Raw genomic sequence first — 18,105 nt, 5'->3', positions numbered from 1 at the left:
GTGACGCAACTCCACCCTCAGCGATTATTAAAGATTGCCCAGTTTGAACTAGTGAGATTATTTTTAACCAAGCGCGGCTTACTTGCTGTTGCCGCATTTTCGATTTGTTGGTTATTGATTTTACGCTATCCGATAGGTCAAGCGGTCAGCTTAATTAGTTCGCCCCAAATAGCCGATTTAGCACAACAAGTATTTGGTGCTATTGGACTGAGTAAATTACTCGATTGGCCTGAAGCTGAATTAGCAATGTATTGGTTAATTGCATTGTATAGCTTTCCTAGTTTCTGCTTGTTTTTATGTAGCGACCAACTTGTTGGTGATAAACAACGAGGAACACTACGCTTTTTATCTCTTAGAGCTACCCGAAATGAAATGTTATTTGGCCGCTTTTTAGGACAGGTATTTATTTTAGCAGCATTAATACTTGTTACCTTGGTAGCTTCAGTTGCAGTTATGGTCTTTAGAGATCCAGCATTATTAGTCAGTGGCATAAGTCGCAGCTTTGTTTTGTTCTGTTATTTATTAATTGCTGTTTTGCCCTTTATAGCACTAATGACGTTGTTAAATACTTTTGCACGCTCAGCGCGTTTAACTGTGGTGCTTGCCGTATTATTTTTTGCTGGCGGGAATATTGTGGTCAGTATTTTAAGCTGGCAAATACCCGTTTTGGCAATGCTTGATTATGTTTTCCCTGGCGTACAACTTGATCAAATGGCAGGACAAAACGCAGGAATATTTAATAGCATTGGCATTGCGTTAATACAAACTACCGTGATGCTAGCGATTGCTCAGCGTATTTTTGCAAGGAGTTCTCTATGAGCACACTAATACACGCAACAGGTTTAACTAAGCAGTATGGTAATAAATTGGCCCTTGATCAGGTAAGTTTTGAGATCCAGCAAGGCGCGCCAGTAGCATTGGTTGGGCCAAATGGTGCTGGTAAAACCACCTTGTTTAGTTTGTTATGCGGTTATATTTTACCAACAAAAGGCACGCTCAATATTATTGGGCATAACCCCGGCAGTAGTGAATTGTTTGGCAAGCTCAGTGCGTTACCACAAGATGCTCAACTTGATCCGCGCTTTAGTATCGCTCACCAACTGGCGTTTTATGGCCAGCTACAAGGGCTGTCAAATAAGCAAAGCCAAGCAGAAGCGATCCGCGTACTTGAGTTAGTCGGACTAGCTGACGTTGCTAAACAGCGTTCTGATGATTTATCACATGGAATGCGTAAACGTGTCACCATAGGTCAAGCGTTGATCGGGAAACCACAAATAGTCATGTTGGATGAAGCAACCGCTGGGCTTGATCCTATTCATGCTCGCGAAGTACGCGAAGTGGTTGCGAATCTTAGCAGTGAGGCTACCTTTATTTTAAGCTCGCATGATTTAACTGAACTAGAACGCTTATGTTCACATGTACTTCACCTTGATAAAGGCAAGCTCACAGAGCATCCAACACACAGTGATAATAGCGAACTAGAGTCTGGATTTATTACATTGTTACTGAGCGAGCATTACCCAGATGTTGAAGCCAAAATACAAGCCTTAGCAGATGTGTCTAAAGTATATATGAGTCAAGCTAAAGAATATGTTATTGAGTACCAAAAAACGGCGACACCATTTGATATCACCATACTGCAACATTGTTATCAGCAAGGTTGGCGTTATCGCCAATTGGTAAACGGGCATACATTAGAAAATCAAATATTTAAACAGGAGCAAATATAATGGGTTTATTAAGTGGTTTAATGGGTAATGCCAGTGAAGTTGATGACGATGATTTAGAAAAAGTATTGGCAAATACCCTGATTGAAGGTGAACAAGTTGAAAAGGCCTATAAAGTGGTACGTGACATGTTTATTTTTACTAACAAACGTTTAATTTTGTTGGATAAGCAGGGGGTCACTGGCTCAAAAATAGAGATGATCAGTATTGCTTATTCAAAAATAACTAAGTTTAGTAAAGAAAGTGCAGGTCATTTTGATTTAGATGCTGAATTAAAAATTTGGGTTGGCTCTGATCCAACACCGATCAGCAAAGACTTTAAATCGGGTGATAATATCAATGATGTGTACCGGATAATCAGCCAGTACGCGCTTTGATCATAATTGAGCTTTTAAAACGGTAGCGATTAACATTCCTATTCGCTACCTTTTTTTTACACTTCCTTACATCCACTTACATTTTTATAATAAAATACAAGCACTTAGTTAAGTTTCAATTCAGTTTACTCGCGTTAGGATGTGCCCCGTCTTAACCAACCGGTTAAACGTTAAACCTTGTAGCAATAAAACAATGTAAAATAGGGAAATCTTTTTATGAAAAAATTAGCAGTTATTATTTCGAGTATTCTTCTTTCTAGTGCCGCGACTGCTGCGGATAACTATCAGTCAATCAGCCATTTAGGATATATGGATACCGATGGCAACGACACAGTGAGCGTTGATTCAACGTATTACTTCTCACCAAAAGCAACATTAGGTCCTTACGATCAATTTGAGTATATTAACAAGCAAACCAACGTATATGGTTCATACATTGATAATGACTTTAGCGATGTAACAACTATCGGTGGTGAGTACTTTGTTGAAAATTTTGTGGTAGGTGCTCAATATAGCAACCTTGATGTTGATTCTGTTTCAAGCAAAGACGTATTTAATGTATCAGCAGGTTACTTTTTTAATCCAAATTTATTATTAAAAGCGACATTCATTGACGTTGAAGATGGCGAAAATTCAGTAATATTTGATCTTGCTTATGATCATAAACTTAATAGCACAGATTACATCGGTTTCACTGTAACATCTGATGACGAGTTTGATTACCGCGCTGTGAACGCTAAATACTTCATGGATCTTAAGCAAGGTAACTACCTAACTGTTGAAGGTACTATTTCAGATACTGACGACAGTGGTAGTTCATGGGAATTAGGTTCTAATTACTACTTCACTAAAGCGACATCAGCGTTTGTTACATTTAATAAAAACGATGATTACACTTTTGGTGCTCAACATTTCTTCAACAAAAATGTTGGCTTAAAAGCGGGTTACGGCAATAACTGGGATGATTCTGGTTATGACGCTTACTTTGCAAATGTAAGCTTACAGTTCTAATCAAACTGTAATACTAGTACTGCAATACTAAAAAAGCCCGCTCAATTGAGCGGGCTTTTGCATTTTTGTTATTTAACTAGTTAACTTACCAACCACATTGACGGCCTTTATTTTGCTCATCAAGATATTTTTGCAGTGGCGCAAAGTAATCAAGTAGGGCTGTTGCATCCATTTCAGGTTTACCTGTTACGGTGGCTAATGCTTCTTGCCAAGGGCGGCTTGAACCCATTTCTAGCATAGCATTGAGTTTTTCACCTGCTTCTTTAGAGTTGTATACTGAGCAGCGATGAATGGCTTCTTTGTTACCTGCTATTTCACATAAACTACGGTGGAAATCAAACTGTAAAATATGCGCTAAGAAGTAACGTGTATAAGGTGTATTACCTGGCACATGATATTTTGCACCTGGATCAAAGTCAGCTTCGCTTCGTGCGATAGGTGCTTTTACACCTTGGTACTTTTCACGTAATTCCCACCATGCCTTATTGTAGTTTTCAGGGGTTACTGCACCTGAAAATACTTGCCAACGCCATTGGTCCACAAGTAAACCAAATGGAATAAAGGCAACTTTATCCAGCGCCATCTTCATTAATAAGCCAATGTCTTTCGATTCATCAGGCACTTGCTCTAATAAACCAATTTCTTTTAAGTAACCAGGTGTTACCGAAAGCGCAATGGTATCGCCAATGGCTTCGTGGAAACCGTCGTTAGCACTTTCTTGATAATAAAGCGGTTGGGTATTGTAAGCGCGTTGGTAGAAGTTGTGACCTAACTCATGGTGAATAACTGAGAATTCTTCACCAGTACGCTGAATACACATTTTAATGCGTAAGTCGTCTTTACTATCTATATTCCACGCTGAAGCATGGCACTGTACATCACGATCGGCAGGTTTAGTGAATAACGAACGTTGGTAAAAGGTGTCAGGTAAAGGTGCAAATCCCATTGAGGTGAAAAATTTTTCAGCGCCGCGTACCATTTTAAGTTCATCGTAGTTATGCTCGGCTAATAATGCGGTTACATCATAACCAGGATCGGCATTTTCAGGTGCGACTACATCGTAAATGTTGCCCCACGATTGCGCCCACATATTACCTAATAAATGCGCTGGGATAGGTTGGTCTTGAGGTACTTTGTCTTCACCGTATTTTTCACCTAACTTGGCACGAACATGACAATGCAGCGAATCATATAATGGTTTTACTTGCCCCCAAATACGATCAAGTTCTTTGGCAAAATCATCTGCTGGCATATCATACTTACTACGCCACATTGCACCAGTGTCTGCATAACCAAGCTCTTTAGCGCCTTCATTGGTTAATACAACTTGTTGTTCATACAGTGGACGCATTGGTTTTGATACCTGGCGCCAACCTTGCCATAAATCAAGCAGTTCGTTGTAATCACGGCTGGTGGCCATTGTTGCAGTCATATCACCTAGGCTTAAACAGCTGCCATCGTCTTTACAATATTTACCTTTACCATATATACCGCCAAGTTCAGCCACAAGCTGTGATAGTTTTGCTGTTTTTTCTGCATCTTGTGGGGCAGGTAAAGTCAGTGCCAATTTTAATTTGTCGAGTTTACGACGTGCGTCATAATCAAGTTCGAGAGAGTCAAACTGTGCAGCTTCGTTAGCAAGGCGAACCACCGCTTCGGTCATTTTACGATTTACTTCAGCTGATAGGGCTGATGTATCATGCGTTATAAAGTTAGCGTATATCCATTCCGCGCGACTTGATTCTAGATATAAAGCACTGAGCTCTTGCTCTGTCGTATCTAAAAAGGCTTGCGCGTCTTTTGCAGTTACCGGCGCAGGGCTTGCAGCTTGAGTTACTGTGTTAGTGGCTTCTTGGTTACAGCCGCTTAATGCTAATGTGCTGGCAACCATTATTGCGCTCAAACTGAGCTTAAAATGTGGAGTAGTCATGTTAACCCTTATATTTGTTATTTATCGGGTAGGATGATAGCAGCGTCTATGTGTTAGGCAAAGTTTATCAATAACCGACTCTTTAGCTCAGGCAATGCGAGTTTACAGTGGCATTGTATTTATTAAAGGATCGGTCATAATTAAGTCAATCTGTTTTATTAATTAATAAGGATAGTTTCCATGTCAGTGTTTATTTTGTTACTGGTGTTGGTGATAGTTATTTTTGCGGTTAAAGATATCCGCTTAAATCTCGTCAGTCGCCCGACATTTAAAATGTTTAAAAAGGTATTACCGCCGCTTTCGCAAACTGAGCGTGAAGCGATGGAAGCGGGCGACGTGTGGTGGGATGGAGAACTATTTAGTGGCAATCCTGATTGGCAACTACTTCACAGCTACCCAAAGCCAGAGTTGAGCGAAAAAGAGCGAATATTTTTAGACAATGAAGTGGACACACTGTTGGCAATGCTTGATGACTATCATATTGTGCAAAAAGATAAAGACTTGCCAAAAGAAGTATGGGATTACCTAAAGACCCAAGGTTTCTTTGCGCTGATCATTCCCGAGAAATTTGGCGGACGCCAGTTTTCAGCAATTGCAAACTCAACCATCGTAGCTAAAATCGCCACTAAAAGCTTAACAGCTGCAGTCACCGTGATGGTGCCCAACAGTTTAGGCCCTGGTGAATTACTATTACATTATGGTACAAAAGAGCAGCAAGAGCGCTGGTTACCTTCACTTGCGAAAGGGGATGATGTGCCGTGTTTTGCTCTAACAGGCCCTGAAGCAGGCTCTGATGCTGGCAGTATTCCTGACTCTGGCGTAGTGTGTAAGGGTGAGTTTGAAGGCCAAGAAGTTGTAGGCTTACGATTAAATTGGTCAAAACGCTACATTACGCTTGCACCCGTAGCAACGGTTCTTGGACTTGCTTTTAAAATGTATGATCCCGATGGATTACTTGGTAAACATAAAGAGCTAGGTATAACCTGTGCGCTGATCCCAACAGATCACCCTGGTGTGGAAACGGGTGAGCGCCATTATCCATTGAATATGGCGTTTATGAATGGCACAACCTACGGTAAAGATGTATTTATTCCTCTTGATTGGATCATTGGCGGTCAAAAAGGGGCTGGACGAGGTTGGCGGATGTTGGTTGAGTGCTTAAGTGCCGGGCGCGGTATTTCATTACCAGCATTGAGCAGTGCAACAGGGCATTTATGTGCCCGTATGACATCGGCCTATGCAATGGTACGTCAACAATTTGGTGTTTCTATCGGGCAGTTTGAAGGCGTGCAAGAGGCGCTGGCTCGCATTGGTGGACTAACCTATAGTCTTGAATCATGCCGCTTAATGACTGCCGGAGCCATTGATTTAAAATTAAGCCCATCAGTGGTGACTGCGATTGCCAAATATCATATGACAGAGATGGGCCGTACGGTAATGAATGATGCTATGGACATTCATTCGGGTAAGGGGATCCAAGTGGGGCCAAATAACTATTTAGCGCACGGTTATATGGGCATTCCAGTATCAATTACTGTTGAAGGGGCGAATATTTTAACCCGTAATCTGATGATCTTCGGTCAAGGTGCAACTCGTTGCCACCCATTTGTACTCAAAGAAATGGAAGCCGCAGCAATGGAAGATGACGATCTTGCGTTAAAAGAATTTGATTCATTATTACTGCAGCATATTTTATTTGCCGCTACTAATGCGAGTATGGCTTTTATACATGGATTAACGCGAAGCTATTTTGCAAAATCGCCCGTTTGCGGTGAGACTGCTTCATATTATAAGCAGTTAGGGCGTATGAGCCGAGGACTTGCCTTTAGCACTGATGTGGCAATGTTAGTACTTGGTGGTGAGCTTAAACGTAAAGAGATGATTTCAGCGCGTTTAGGGGATGTCTTAAGCCACTTATACTTAGCATCTTGTGTATTAAAACGTTTTGAAGACGAGGGGCGTCAACAAGCTGATCTTCCGTTCGTAAAATATGCGGTTGAATTGTCACTGTTTGAAATTGGCCAAGCATTTGACGGTTTTTTCAAAAACTTTTCAAACCCAGTTATTAACTTCATTTTAAAACGTATTGTATTTCCGCTTGGTAATCATTATCAGCGCCCAAGTGATGAACTTGCACAAACAATTTGTGAGCATATGACCCAACCTGGGGTATTTAGAAACCGCTTAACTCATTTATGTTATGTGGATGATAAAGCGGGTACTGGTGTGATGGAGAATGCGTTTATGGCGATGCATGATACCAGCTCCGCCTTCAAACGATTGAAGAAATGGCAACGTGACGGCACACTTAACCGTAATGCTGATATAGCAACTGCAATCGACAGTGCGCTTGAAAAACAGTTAATAACTGATGAGCAAGGCGAAAAGCTACATGCTGCAAATAACCTACGCAAACAGGCTATTGCGGTAGATAATTATCAGCCAGGTGAACTGTAATAGCGAAAACTAACAAGCCTTGCTGCGAGCAAGGCTTGTTAAGCTATTTAAATATTTAATATAAAGCGTTAGCGTGCAAAAGGATCGGCATTGATTTTATCAACATACCAATTGCCTTTTTTACGCACCATTTTTACGCTGCGCATATCATCAACTTTATTACCATTGAAGTGGCCTGTGAAAATAAGGTTGATATTGGCTGTATCGCCATACTGTTCTCTTAAACTCATATTAGTCATATCAACTTCAATTACTACATCATCGTATTGCATGTTGACTAAATTGCGGGCAAATTGTTTTGAGGTGCCATAAGAGTTCATGATCCGCGCCATTTTAGGTGTGGCCATGGTAGTGGCTTTGCTCAGATCCTGTTCGTTATAAAGTGTATCAAAAAATAGTGCTGCGCTATTTCCTGGGGTATTTTTTTCACCTTTTGGTGAATCTTCATTTCCACAGCCGCTTAACAGCAGTAAAAATGTAGCAGTGCAAAGAGTTATAAATGATTTCATTAGATAAATAGATTTATTAGTGATGATTTAGTGTGTGACGAAATACGACAGATGTAAAGTTTACGGTAAGAATTAGTGATGTGAATGCAATAAATAATAAAAAAGGATGCAGTTTGCATCCTTTTTCAAAAGCTATTTAAACTTATTGAACCAGCTCTTGCTCTGAAAACTCTTCAGCAAAAAGTGGGCTTGATAAATAACGTTCAGTTGCACTAGGTAAAATTACTACGACATTTTTACCTGCATTTTCAGGTAACTCAGCAATGCGTTTTGCCGCAACAACCGCAGCGCCAGATGAAATACCAACTAATATACCTTCTTTTTTCATCAGCTCATGAGCCATTGCTATACATTCTTCATTAGACACTTGCTCTACACCATCGATCATTGATAGATCTAAATTACCAGGAATAAAGCCTGCGCCAATACCTTGAATTTTATGTGGCCCAGGTTTAATTTCTTCACCCGCGAGTGTTTGGCTGATCACTGGCGAATTAGTTGGTTCAACAGCGATTGATTTTACATTAAGGCCTTTTTCAAGTTTCAAATAACGGCTGACACCAGTAATTGTACCTCCAGTACCCACACCAGCCACAAAGAAATCAACTTTACCATCTAATGCATTAAAGATTTCTGGGCCTGTTGTTTCAAAGTGAATTTTAGGGTTTGCAGGGTTTTCGAATTGTTGCAATAAAATAAACTTTTCAGGGGCTGATGCTTGAATTTCCTTTGCCTTAGCGATCGCACCGTTCATACCTTTAGCGCCATCTGTAAGTACAAGGTTTGCACCAAGTGCTTTTAATAGTTTACGACGTTCTAAGCTCATAGTGTTTGGCATCGTAAGCGTTAACTTGTAACCACGAGAGGCTGCAACAAATGCCAGTGCAATACCTGTGTTACCTGAAGTAGGCTCGATGAGCTCTTTGTCTTTGGTAAGTTGACCTGATTTTTCAGCCTCCCAAATCATCGATGCACCAATGCGGCATTTAATACTAAAGCTTGGGTTACGCGACTCAACTTTAGCGTATACATTCCCACCTGTAACACTATTAAGTTTTACCAACGGTGTGTTACCGATGCTTAGTGAGTTATCTTCAAAAAAAGTAGACATAATGTTCCCTTAGGTGCAATTTATTCAATCGTGACCGATTTTTATGTAATCGATCTGTAATAGTGACACTTTACTGCTGAATTAAAAAAACTAAAGTAAAGTTTGGCTATAAGATATATCTATTCGGCTTATAACTGAATGAAATAAAAACAGCGACTGCTTGTAAGTATAGTTATTAAGACCAAAATACTATCAGTTATGCTGACATAGGATTATTAGGGATACAAATACTGACCAAAATTTATATGCGCTAGATCATAATGAATTGCCTAGTTGATATTATAATGAACAAATTAGACGGGCGTTTAACGCTAAAAGTGATTGTATTTTGTGCAAACAGGCTGTTGTTGAGCGGTTTTATGATACATATAATTAAAAACATGCTAAAACCTCACCCATCAAAATTTATGAAGTGATGACAATGACGTTAATCTTAAAATTAATTGCCGGTATATTGGCCGGTATTTTAGTGGGCTTATATGTTCCACTAACAGGTGTTGAACTCCTTTACACGGTAAAAGAAATAATTGGTCAGCTGATCACTTTTACTATTCCACTAATTATTTTATTTTTTATAGCATCAGGAATTGCAGGTTTACCAAAAGGTTCAGGCCATTTGTTAGGTAAAACCGTTGGTTTCGCCTACGGTTCGACCATTATTGCAGGCACATTAGCTGTGATGGTTGTTAGTGCAATTATTCCGTTATTTGATGGCGGTTTAACCTTTGAAGCTGAAATAGCAACCGAAGTGGCAAGTTTTATTGATTTAGAGATCCCACCATTGATGGGTGTTATGACCGCGCTTGCCACAGCGTTTGTGTTTGGCATCGGTATGAGCCAATTAGAGCTAGAGACCTTGAAAAAAGTATCGGATCAGGGCCGCGATGTGATTGATGGTTTGCTAGCAAAAGTTATTATTCCAGCATTACCGTTTTATATTGCAGGTGTGTTTGCTGAGATGACAGTTGCAGGCACTGTTGTTGATACCTTACAAACGTTTGGTGTGGTGTTGATTGCTGCATTAATAATGCATTGGGTATGGTTAAGTATTCTTTATATCGGTACGGGTATTTTATTAAAACGCAACCCAATTGAATTAATTAAAAATATGCTCCCAGCTTACTTTACAGCCTTAGGCACTATGTCAAGCGCTGCGACTATTCCAGTGTCTTTACGCTCAAGCAAAGCAAATAATGTAAAAGAAGATGTTGCTAACTTTACTGTACCTTTGTGTGCGACTATTCATCTATCTGGCTCAACGATCACTATCGTAACTTGCGCGATGGCGGTGATGTTTTTATCACCAAATATGGATGTACCATCATTATTTGGGATGTTGCCGTTTATTATGATGCTAGGTGTGGTAATGATTGCCGCGCCGGGTGCTCCGGGCGGGGCAGTCATGTCTGCGCTGGGTTTATTAACCAGCATGCTCGGTTTCAATGAAGGTGCTGTGGCACTCATGATAGCGCTTTATCTGGCTCAGGATAGTTTTGGCACAGCCTGTAATGTTACCGGTGATGGGGTAATTGCCTTGTGGGTTGACCGCTTCAGTGAAAAAACGCCATCTTAAATTAGTTATCTGAAACGATAATTGGGTTATCGTTTCAGATTTTCTGTGTTAGTGTGACGAATTAAATTGTCATACTGACATGCTGTTAGGTTATATGAGGGTGTCCCATTGATTAATGTACTTTTAGTTGATGACCATGAACTCGTACGAACGGGTATCAAACGTATTTTAGATGATGTTCGTGGGTTTAAAGTAATTGGTGAAGCTAAAACAGGTGAAGAAGCGGTACAGTTTTGCCGTCAGCATTCTCCTGATATTGTGCTAATGGACATGAATATGCCAGGTATTGGCGGATTAGAAGCGACCAAGAAAATTTGTCGCTATTGCCCTGATGTGAAAATTATTGTGTTAACTGTACATTGTGAAGACCCATTCCCAAGTAAAGTGATGCAAATTGGCGCTCATGGTTACTTAACCAAAGGGGCGGGCTCTGATGAAATGGTCAATGCAATTCGCGCAGTAAATGCAGGACAACGCTATATTGCACCAGAAATAGCTCAACAAATTGCCCTTGCGCAAGTGACGGGTCGTACTGATGAAAGTCCATTTCAGAGTTTATCTGAACGTGAATTACAGATCATGTTAATGATCACTAAAGGTGAAAAGGTGCAAGACATTGCCGAACGCCTTAATTTAAGTTCTAAAACAGTGAACAGTTATCGCTATAGAATGTTTGAAAAGCTGAATGTGGGTGGTGATGTTGAACTAACTCATTTGGCTATTCGTCATAAGATGATCGACATCGACAGCGCCCACTAGTGTTGCCCCATGGCAGAATTTGATCACGCCCATTTCTTAAAAACACTATCAAGCGAACCCGGCGTTTATCGGATGCTTGATAGTGATGATAAAGTTATTTATGTTGGTAAAGCTAAAAACCTTAAAAAACGTGTTAGTAGCTATTTTCGTAGCAATGTCACGGATGGCAAGACTCGCGCTTTAGTCAGTAACATTAGTGATATTGACATCACTTTAACCAATACTGAAACCGAAGCCTTACTGCTTGAAAATAACTTAATAAAAAAATATCAGCCACGTTACAATATTTTACTGCGTGATGATAAATCCTATCCGTATATTTTATTAACTGCTCACAAACATCCAAGACTTGCATTTCATCGCGGTAGCCGCAAAGTGAAAGGCGAGTATTTTGGGCCATTTCCAAGCGCTGGCGCTGTCTCTGAAAGTTTGCGGTTAATGCAGAAAATATTTCCTGTTCGTCAATGTGAAGATGCGTATTATCGCGTTCGCAGTCGACCTTGTTTGCAATTTCAGCTAAAACGTTGTTCTGCACCTTGCGTGAATGAAGTGAGTGACGATGAATACAATCAGCAAGTTGATTTTGTACGTAAATTTTTGACTGGCAAATCTCATGAAGTCATCGCAGCGTTGATCTCTAAAATGGAAGCTGCGAGCCACGCTTTGCAATTTGAATTGGCAGCTAAAGTACGCGATCAAATAATGCTACTGCGTAAAATGCAAGAGCAACAATCAATATCAGGTAATTATGCCGAAATGGATGTTGTGGGTTTTGCTCATTTAAATGGCCTTAATGGCATTCATTTGTTGATGATCCGCGATCATAAAGTACTCGGTAGCAAAACGTACTTTCCAAAAGTACCGAAAGATTCACAGCCACAAGAAATACTGGCTTCATTTCTTGGGCAATATTATTTAGCGCCAGGTGCAACAGGGCGAATTGCTAAAGAAGTTATTTTGCCATTTGCACTTGATGAAGTTGATGTACTCAGTGAAGCATTAAGCCAAGTGAGTGAACGCAAAGTAACTTTAAAAACAGTTACACGCGGTGAGCGTGCGCAATACTTACAGCTCGCTAATAAGAATGCGCTTAATAGTATTACCGTGAAGCAAAGCACTCAGGATTCGATTAATAAGCGTTACGCACAACTTAAAGCGACGTTAGGGCTTGATGATATTAATCGTATGGAATGTTTTGATATCAGCCATACAATGGGAGAAAACACAGTTGCCAGTTGTGTGGTGTTTGATTCGCAAGGACCGAATAATAAAGAATATCGACGCTTTAATGTCACAGGGATCACTGGAGGTGATGATTATGCTGCAATGGAGTTTGCGTTAAACAAGCGTTACAACAAGTTGGTTGACGAAGATAAAATTCCTGATGTGATTTTTATCGACGGTGGTAAAGGACAACTTTCTCGTGCCGAGCAGTACTTTGCTAATTGGCCACATGCAAAAATGCCGCTGTTAGTCGGTGTGGCAAAAGGCACCAGTCGTAGGCCAGGCCTTGAAACACTATTAATTGATGGTGGCCGGAAAACAATCCCAATGGATTCAGACGCACCAGCGCTACATTTGATCCAACATATTCGCGATGAATCACATCGCTTTGCTATTGCAGGGCACCGTAACAAGCGGCAAAAACAACGCACTCAATCACTATTAGAAGAGATAGGTGGTATCGGCTCGGTACGACGCCAAACATTATTAAAATTTTTAGGGGGTATGCAGGGAGTAAAAGCTGCTAATATAGATCAATTAAAGCAAGTACCCGGGATCAGCTCTGACATGGCTGAGAAGATATTTAACCATTTGCATGACAAGGGCTAGCCCTTCGTGCGAATATAGAAAAAAAGACATCCCCAAGTAGTTATGTGGAATATTCCAAACACACTCACAACATTTAGACTTTTTCTTATCCCCATTTTTTTGGTGGTATTTTATCTGCCTTATTCATGGGCTTTCTTTGCTGCAGCTTTTATTTTCTGGCTTGCATCGATCACTGATATTCTTGATGGCTATCTAGCGCGCAAGCTTGAGCAGTCTACGCCATTTGGTGCATTCTTAGATCCTGTTGCTGACAAAGTGATGGTGTGTACAGCATTGGTTGCTTTAGCTAGTTATTATCAATCAATGTATATGACTATTCCTGCTTTAATCATAATAAGCAGAGAAATTGTTATCTCAGCACTTCGAGAATGGATGGCAGAGCAAGGCAAGCGTGGTAATGTAGCTGTATCAAATATGGGTAAGTTTAAAACTGCTGCGCAAATGTTAGCTATTATTGGACTCATTTGGCAATACGATAGTTGGATGATGTACTTAAGTTATGGCTTACTTTACATTGCGACCTTCTTAACGGTTACTTCTATGCTGCAATATTTGATAGCAGCGTGGTCTGAATTGACTAAAAATTGACTCTAAACGTATAATAACGCACCGTTTTAGATAAAAAATAATCAAACAGTTCAAAACTAGCATTTTTTGTATTGACGCGTTTAATAATCTCTGTAGAATGCGTCCGTGTTGAGAGGGCATAGCCCCCTAGATAAACAAAGTGACACTGGTTAAGTTGCTAGAATGTTTTACCGCGACAAGGTTGCGATGAAACATATTAATACTTACATGCGTTATGCGGCACTAGCTCAGTTGGTAGAGCGCGACCTTGCCAAGGTCGAGGTCACGAGTTCGAGCCTCGTGTGCCGCTCCAGTTTATCAAAGGTTACCCAGTATTGAGGCGGAATGGCAGAGTGGCCATGCACCGGATTGCAAATCCGTTTACCCCGGTTCGACTCCGGGTTCCGCCTCCAATCAACACTCCACACGCTTTAATTAGCAAACTCGATGCCCGAGTGGTGGAATTGGTAGACACAAGGGATTTAAAATCCCTCGACTAACAAGTCGTGCCGGTTCAAGTCCGGCCTCGGGCACCACTTTGTGGTTTAGTTACATATACCAAATGTAACTTTTAAAAATGTAGTAATTAGAATTAATATGATGCGGCACTAGCTCAGTTGGTAGAGCGCGACCTTGCCAAGGTCGAGGTCACGAGTTCGAGCCTCGTGTGCCGCTCCATATTAGTTTTATCCACTTGCTTTAAATAGCAAACTCGATGCCCGAGTGGTGGAATTGGTAGACACAAGGGATTTAAAATCCCTCGACTAACAAGTCGTGCCGGTTCAAGTCCGGCCTCGGGCACCACTTTAAATTACTCAACCAAGGTAATTTAAGGGCGATAAAAAATATTTCTTACAAAGAATTATATCTAATTATACGGCACTAGCTCAGTTGCCAGAACGTTTACCGCGACATAGTCGCGCACCAACGTACAAATTACTGACAAAGTTTTATGCGGCACTAGCTCAGTTGGTAGAGCGCGACCTTGCCAAGGTCGAGGTCACGAGTTCGAGCCTCGTGTGCCGCTCCAAATTATTTGTTACATTTAGGCGGAATGGCAGAGTGGCCATGCACCGGATTGCAAATCCGTTTACCCCGGTTCGACTCCGGGTTCCGCCTCCAAATAATTACTCCACACGCTTTAATTAGCAAACTCGATGCCCGAGTGGTGGAATTGGTAGACACAAGGGATTTAAAATCCCTCGACTAACAAGTCGTGCCGGTTCAAGTCCGGCCTCGGGCACCACTTTATATTCACTATTACTTCATTTATACCTACAGCGTAAAAAAACACACCCCAAATTGCTTATCTATCTATTAAATTAAACTTTCACCTTATAGCTTTTGTATGCGTTTAACTTTTATCCATAGCGCGTACGGACAATCTTAATACCAAAATATACGCAAATCACTTTGTTGATTGATGCCAGAGAAATTAGCTTAACTAACACTAATACCAATCTGCATAAAGATTAAGTAAATTTGATCCAATCTCTAGAGCATATAATTTTAACCGTATCAGGGACGGAGATGAATTTATTCCACGCTTGCGAAACCTGTTCGACTATTTCTTCATAACCACTAAATACACGATTAGATAGACAGTGTTGTCGTATCCAACTCAATTGTTAAGGTAGTTTGAAATCCATTTTTGACACTGCAGCGTGCTGTATTTGGCCGCTTAGCAATATTCGTTCTGTTTCCCCCCTCAAAGAATAATGAAACAGCAAGCAGGCGTATGCGTTTTCTTGCATTAGGCTCTTTACGTGATAAAACTAAAAGTTGTTTGGATTCTTTTAAGTTCAATTCAGTAAAAGTAGATAAGTATCTGTGCGCTAATTAGATCACATAATTTGGCAGATTGGTATAAAAAGCAGCAGGCTTTACTTTTGTGGTGACGCTTGATAAATGGCCAATGCTGAGAACAGTAAAGCGTCACTATGCCAATTGCAGCCGCATGCATACCCAATAGATTCAGAGCAACACTCCTGTGTGGCGCTTCGCTGAAGCATTGTTGAAGCATTGTTGAAGCATTGTTGAAGCTGTAGCCAGATTTATAAAGCACTCAATAAGGGCCGTGCTTTAGCGATGAATATATTAGACGCTTGTGATAGCAAATCTGAATAACTACTAAGGCATTATTATTTTGATAAAAAAAGGGAGCACATAGACTCCCTCTTTGATTGTAAATAAGCTTATTTACTTTTTATGCCAAATCCCTTTCGGGATGGTTTGATCAAGCTGAGTATTTTTGGTTGGATCAAATGTTGGTAATTTGCCAGCTTTGCGCTGTGTGGTGTAGTCGTTCGCAAGCCAGATCACCACGCCTGATAACATAAACAGTGCAATAACATTCACGATTGCCATGAGGCCCATCGAAATATCAGCTAAGGTCCAGATCAACCCCAGTTCACTCACAGAGCCAAACATCACCATACCTAATACTATAAGTCTAAAGATCAACATACCATGCTCATGATTATGCTCTAAGAATAATAGATTAGTTTCTGCGTATGAATAGTTAGCAACAATTGAGGTAAAAGCAAAGAATAATATAGCAATCGCAACAAAGATTGTGCCCCAGCTTCCAACATGTTCTTCAAGAGCAGCCTGAGTTAATGCAATACCAGTTACACCTGAGTCAGCTACTAATTGATCAGAGAGCAAAATCAGCGCGGCTGTTGCACTACATATAACAACCGTATCAATAAATACACCAAGCATTTGCACATAACCTTGTGAGGCAGGGTGGGGCGGATTTGGCGTCGCAGTCGCTGCCGCATTTGCTGCGCTACCCATACCTGCTTCATTTGAGAATAAGCCGCGCTTTATTCCTTGGATCATTGCTTGCATAACGCCATAACCAATCGCACCGGCACCCGCTTGCTCAATTCCAAATGCACTATTAATAATACGCATAAATACAGTCGGTAATTGCTCTGCATTAATAGCGCACACATATAAAGCTACAAGTAAGTAAGCTAATGCCATAAATGGTACAACCAACTCTGCAAAGCGAGAAATAGTTTTCAGGCCACCAAATATAATAATGCCAGAGCCAACGACTAGTACTAAACCAACAACATAGTTTGGAATGTCAAAAGCGACTTTAAATGCAGCGGCTATAGAGTTAGATTGCACTGCATTGAATACTAGGCCAAATGCCAATATCAAACAGAGTGAGAAAATCACCCCCATCCAACGTTTGCCCAAACCATATTCCATATAATAAGCAGGGCCTCCTCTGAAGTTACCATGTTCATCACGAATCTTATAAGCTTGAGCCAAAGTACTTTCTGCAAAACTCGTTGCCATACCTATTAAGGCAATTAGCCACATCCAGAAAATAGCCCCAGCACCACCTAAATACAGTGCAACAGCAACACCAGCCATATTTCCGGTACCAACACGTGCGGCTAAGGAAGTACAAAAAGCTTGGAAAGATGAAATACCGTTTTTATCACACTGACGAGAATTGAACATGACTTTAATCATGTGGGGGAATTGAACAAATTGAATGAACTTGAGTTTAATAGTAAAAAAGAGTCCTGCCGCTATTAATAGGTAGACGAGAATATGACCCCAAAGCAGCCCACTAATACTATTTATTATATCTATCATGTTATATGCCTAATGAACGAGTTTAAAAAACAGCGGGCAACTTACCATAAGCAAAGCAGATAGTTTAGTGAAACGATGAAAAAAACGAGGTTATCCACAGGCTTCTGTGGGTAAGGTGTCAGTTTCTTTTGGGTATCTTGAGGGTATAAAATAAATGCGAATTTAATGATAAAAACGCTTGCGTAAAATTCGCCGCGCCCTATAATGCGACCCCACTGAGACGGCAGACAGCAACGCTTAAGCTGCAAGAGTTAATCAGTTAGTCGAGTAAAACTTGAGTTTAGATTTTTAAGAAAGTTTAAAATTAAGTGTTGACAAAAAAATAGGAAAGCGTAGTATGCGCAGCCCTAGCGAGATAAAGTTTAACTTTAACCGCAACGTTCTTTAACAATATAAAGCAATCATCTGTGTGGGCACTCGTACAGATTGAGTTCTAACAGCCAAGCTTAGTTCGCTAAGCAAAGCAAAAAATTTAGAGTCTCAATGTGATTTCTCGAAAGAGAAGCTGAGTGACCAACAGAAGTAACTTATTTATAAGTTGCTTCGGCACAGTCAATTCAATATCGAAAGATATTAAATAAATTCAGAATTCATTGAGCTGTCGAAAGACAAAAAACTTTTAATTGAAGA

13 protein-coding genes and 8 tRNA genes are annotated in these 18,105 nt (G+C 40.5%); 17 read left to right on the top strand and 4 right to left on the bottom strand.

Annotated elements, in window-relative coordinates; translation table 11 throughout:
* From H5186_RS11770 to H5186_RS11755, 4 genes are all read left to right on the top strand, one after another.
* A complete protein-coding gene (locus tag H5186_RS11770; RefSeq protein ID WP_182717973.1) occupies positions 1-819 on the top strand; it encodes an ABC transporter permease subunit in 819 nt (272 codons plus the stop codon).
* A complete protein-coding gene (locus tag H5186_RS11765) occupies positions 816-1,730 on the top strand; it encodes an ABC transporter ATP-binding protein (protein WP_182784945.1) in 915 nt (304 codons plus the stop codon). The genes H5186_RS11770 and H5186_RS11765 overlap by 4 nt, the downstream gene beginning before the upstream one ends.
* Positions 1,730-2,104, top strand: coding sequence for a PH domain-containing protein (locus H5186_RS11760; RefSeq protein ID WP_182784947.1), 375 nt, complete (start codon positions 1,730-1,732; stop codon positions 2,102-2,104). The genes H5186_RS11765 and H5186_RS11760 overlap by 1 nt, the downstream gene beginning before the upstream one ends.
* A 216-nt stretch (positions 2,105-2,320) precedes the next feature.
* A complete protein-coding gene (locus H5186_RS11755; RefSeq protein ID WP_182794484.1) occupies positions 2,321-3,115 on the top strand; it encodes a putative porin in 795 nt (264 codons plus the stop codon).
* 85 nt (positions 3,116-3,200) lie between these two features.
* Here the strand turns inward: H5186_RS11755 and H5186_RS11750 are convergent, their stop codons facing one another.
* On the bottom strand, positions 3,201-5,045 hold the full coding sequence (locus tag H5186_RS11750) for a M2 family metallopeptidase (protein WP_149982965.1): 1,845 nt from the start codon (positions 5,043-5,045) through the stop codon (positions 3,201-3,203).
* A gap of 180 nt (positions 5,046-5,225) precedes the next feature.
* Here H5186_RS11750 and H5186_RS11745 point away from each other — a divergent pair, with 180 nt between their 5' ends.
* Positions 5,226-7,502, top strand: coding sequence for an acyl-CoA dehydrogenase (locus H5186_RS11745; protein ID WP_182717976.1), 2,277 nt, complete (start codon positions 5,226-5,228; stop codon positions 7,500-7,502).
* A 68-nt stretch (positions 7,503-7,570) separates the two neighbouring features.
* On the opposite strand, the gene H5186_RS11740 is transcribed toward H5186_RS11745, so the two are convergent.
* Complete coding sequence (locus tag H5186_RS11740) at positions 7,571-8,011, bottom strand: hypothetical protein (protein WP_182717977.1); 441 nt, start codon at positions 8,009-8,011, stop codon at positions 7,571-7,573.
* Positions 8,012-8,153: 142 nt separating this feature from the next.
* Positions 8,154-9,122 (bottom strand): cysteine synthase A, encoded by a 969-nt coding sequence (cysK, locus tag H5186_RS11735; protein WP_182717978.1) that lies wholly within the window; start codon positions 9,120-9,122, stop codon positions 8,154-8,156.
* 421 nt (positions 9,123-9,543) lie between these two features.
* Between cysK and H5186_RS11730 the strand changes: the two genes are divergently transcribed.
* From H5186_RS11730 to H5186_RS11675, 12 genes are all read left to right on the top strand, one after another.
* Positions 9,544-10,695, top strand: a complete 1,152-nt coding sequence (locus H5186_RS11730) for a dicarboxylate/amino acid:cation symporter (RefSeq protein WP_145242298.1) — start codon at positions 9,544-9,546, stop codon at positions 10,693-10,695.
* Positions 10,696-10,803: 108 nt separating this feature from the next.
* The gene (uvrY, locus tag H5186_RS11725; protein WP_016707677.1) at positions 10,804-11,454 is read left to right on the top strand and encodes a UvrY/SirA/GacA family response regulator transcription factor; all 651 of its coding nucleotides are present in this window, start codon (positions 10,804-10,806) and stop codon (positions 11,452-11,454) included.
* Positions 11,455-11,463: 9 nt separating this feature from the next.
* On the top strand, positions 11,464-13,287 hold the full coding sequence (gene uvrC, locus H5186_RS11720) for an excinuclease ABC subunit UvrC (protein WP_145242296.1): 1,824 nt from the start codon (positions 11,464-11,466) through the stop codon (positions 13,285-13,287).
* 42 nt (positions 13,288-13,329) lie between these two features.
* Positions 13,330-13,875, top strand: coding sequence for a CDP-diacylglycerol--glycerol-3-phosphate 3-phosphatidyltransferase (gene pgsA / locus H5186_RS11715; RefSeq protein WP_145242294.1), 546 nt, complete (start codon positions 13,330-13,332; stop codon positions 13,873-13,875).
* A gap of 216 nt (positions 13,876-14,091) precedes the next feature.
* Positions 14,092-14,167 (top strand) — tRNA-Gly (locus H5186_RS11710).
* A 26-nt stretch (positions 14,168-14,193) separates the two neighbouring features.
* A tRNA-Cys gene (locus H5186_RS11705) sits at positions 14,194-14,267 on the top strand.
* 36 nt (positions 14,268-14,303) lie between these two features.
* Positions 14,304-14,390: transfer RNA gene (locus H5186_RS11700), tRNA-Leu, on the top strand.
* Positions 14,391-14,456: 66 nt separating this feature from the next.
* Positions 14,457-14,532 (top strand) — tRNA-Gly (locus H5186_RS11695).
* 39 nt (positions 14,533-14,571) lie between these two features.
* Positions 14,572-14,658: transfer RNA gene (locus H5186_RS11690), tRNA-Leu, on the top strand.
* Between the two features lie 150 nt (positions 14,659-14,808).
* Positions 14,809-14,884, top strand: a tRNA-Gly gene (locus tag H5186_RS11685).
* A gap of 18 nt (positions 14,885-14,902) precedes the next feature.
* Positions 14,903-14,976 (top strand) — tRNA-Cys (locus H5186_RS11680).
* A gap of 37 nt (positions 14,977-15,013) precedes the next feature.
* Positions 15,014-15,100: transfer RNA gene (locus tag H5186_RS11675), tRNA-Leu, on the top strand.
* Positions 15,101-16,053: 953 nt separating this feature from the next.
* Here H5186_RS11675 and H5186_RS11670 read toward each other — a convergent pair.
* Positions 16,054-17,475: a sodium:alanine symporter family protein gene (locus tag H5186_RS11670; RefSeq protein WP_182740048.1), complete on the bottom strand. Its 1,422-nt coding sequence runs from the start codon at positions 17,473-17,475 to the stop codon at positions 16,054-16,056.
* Positions 17,476-18,105 lie beyond the last annotated feature (630 nt).

Source organism: Pseudoalteromonas sp. SG41-2 (assembly GCF_014164535.1).
Taxonomy (GTDB): domain Bacteria; phylum Pseudomonadota; class Gammaproteobacteria; order Enterobacterales; family Alteromonadaceae; genus Pseudoalteromonas; species Pseudoalteromonas rhizosphaerae.
The sequence above is the reverse complement of the archived record's forward strand: the minus strand, read 5'-3'. Positions and strand labels throughout refer to the sequence as shown.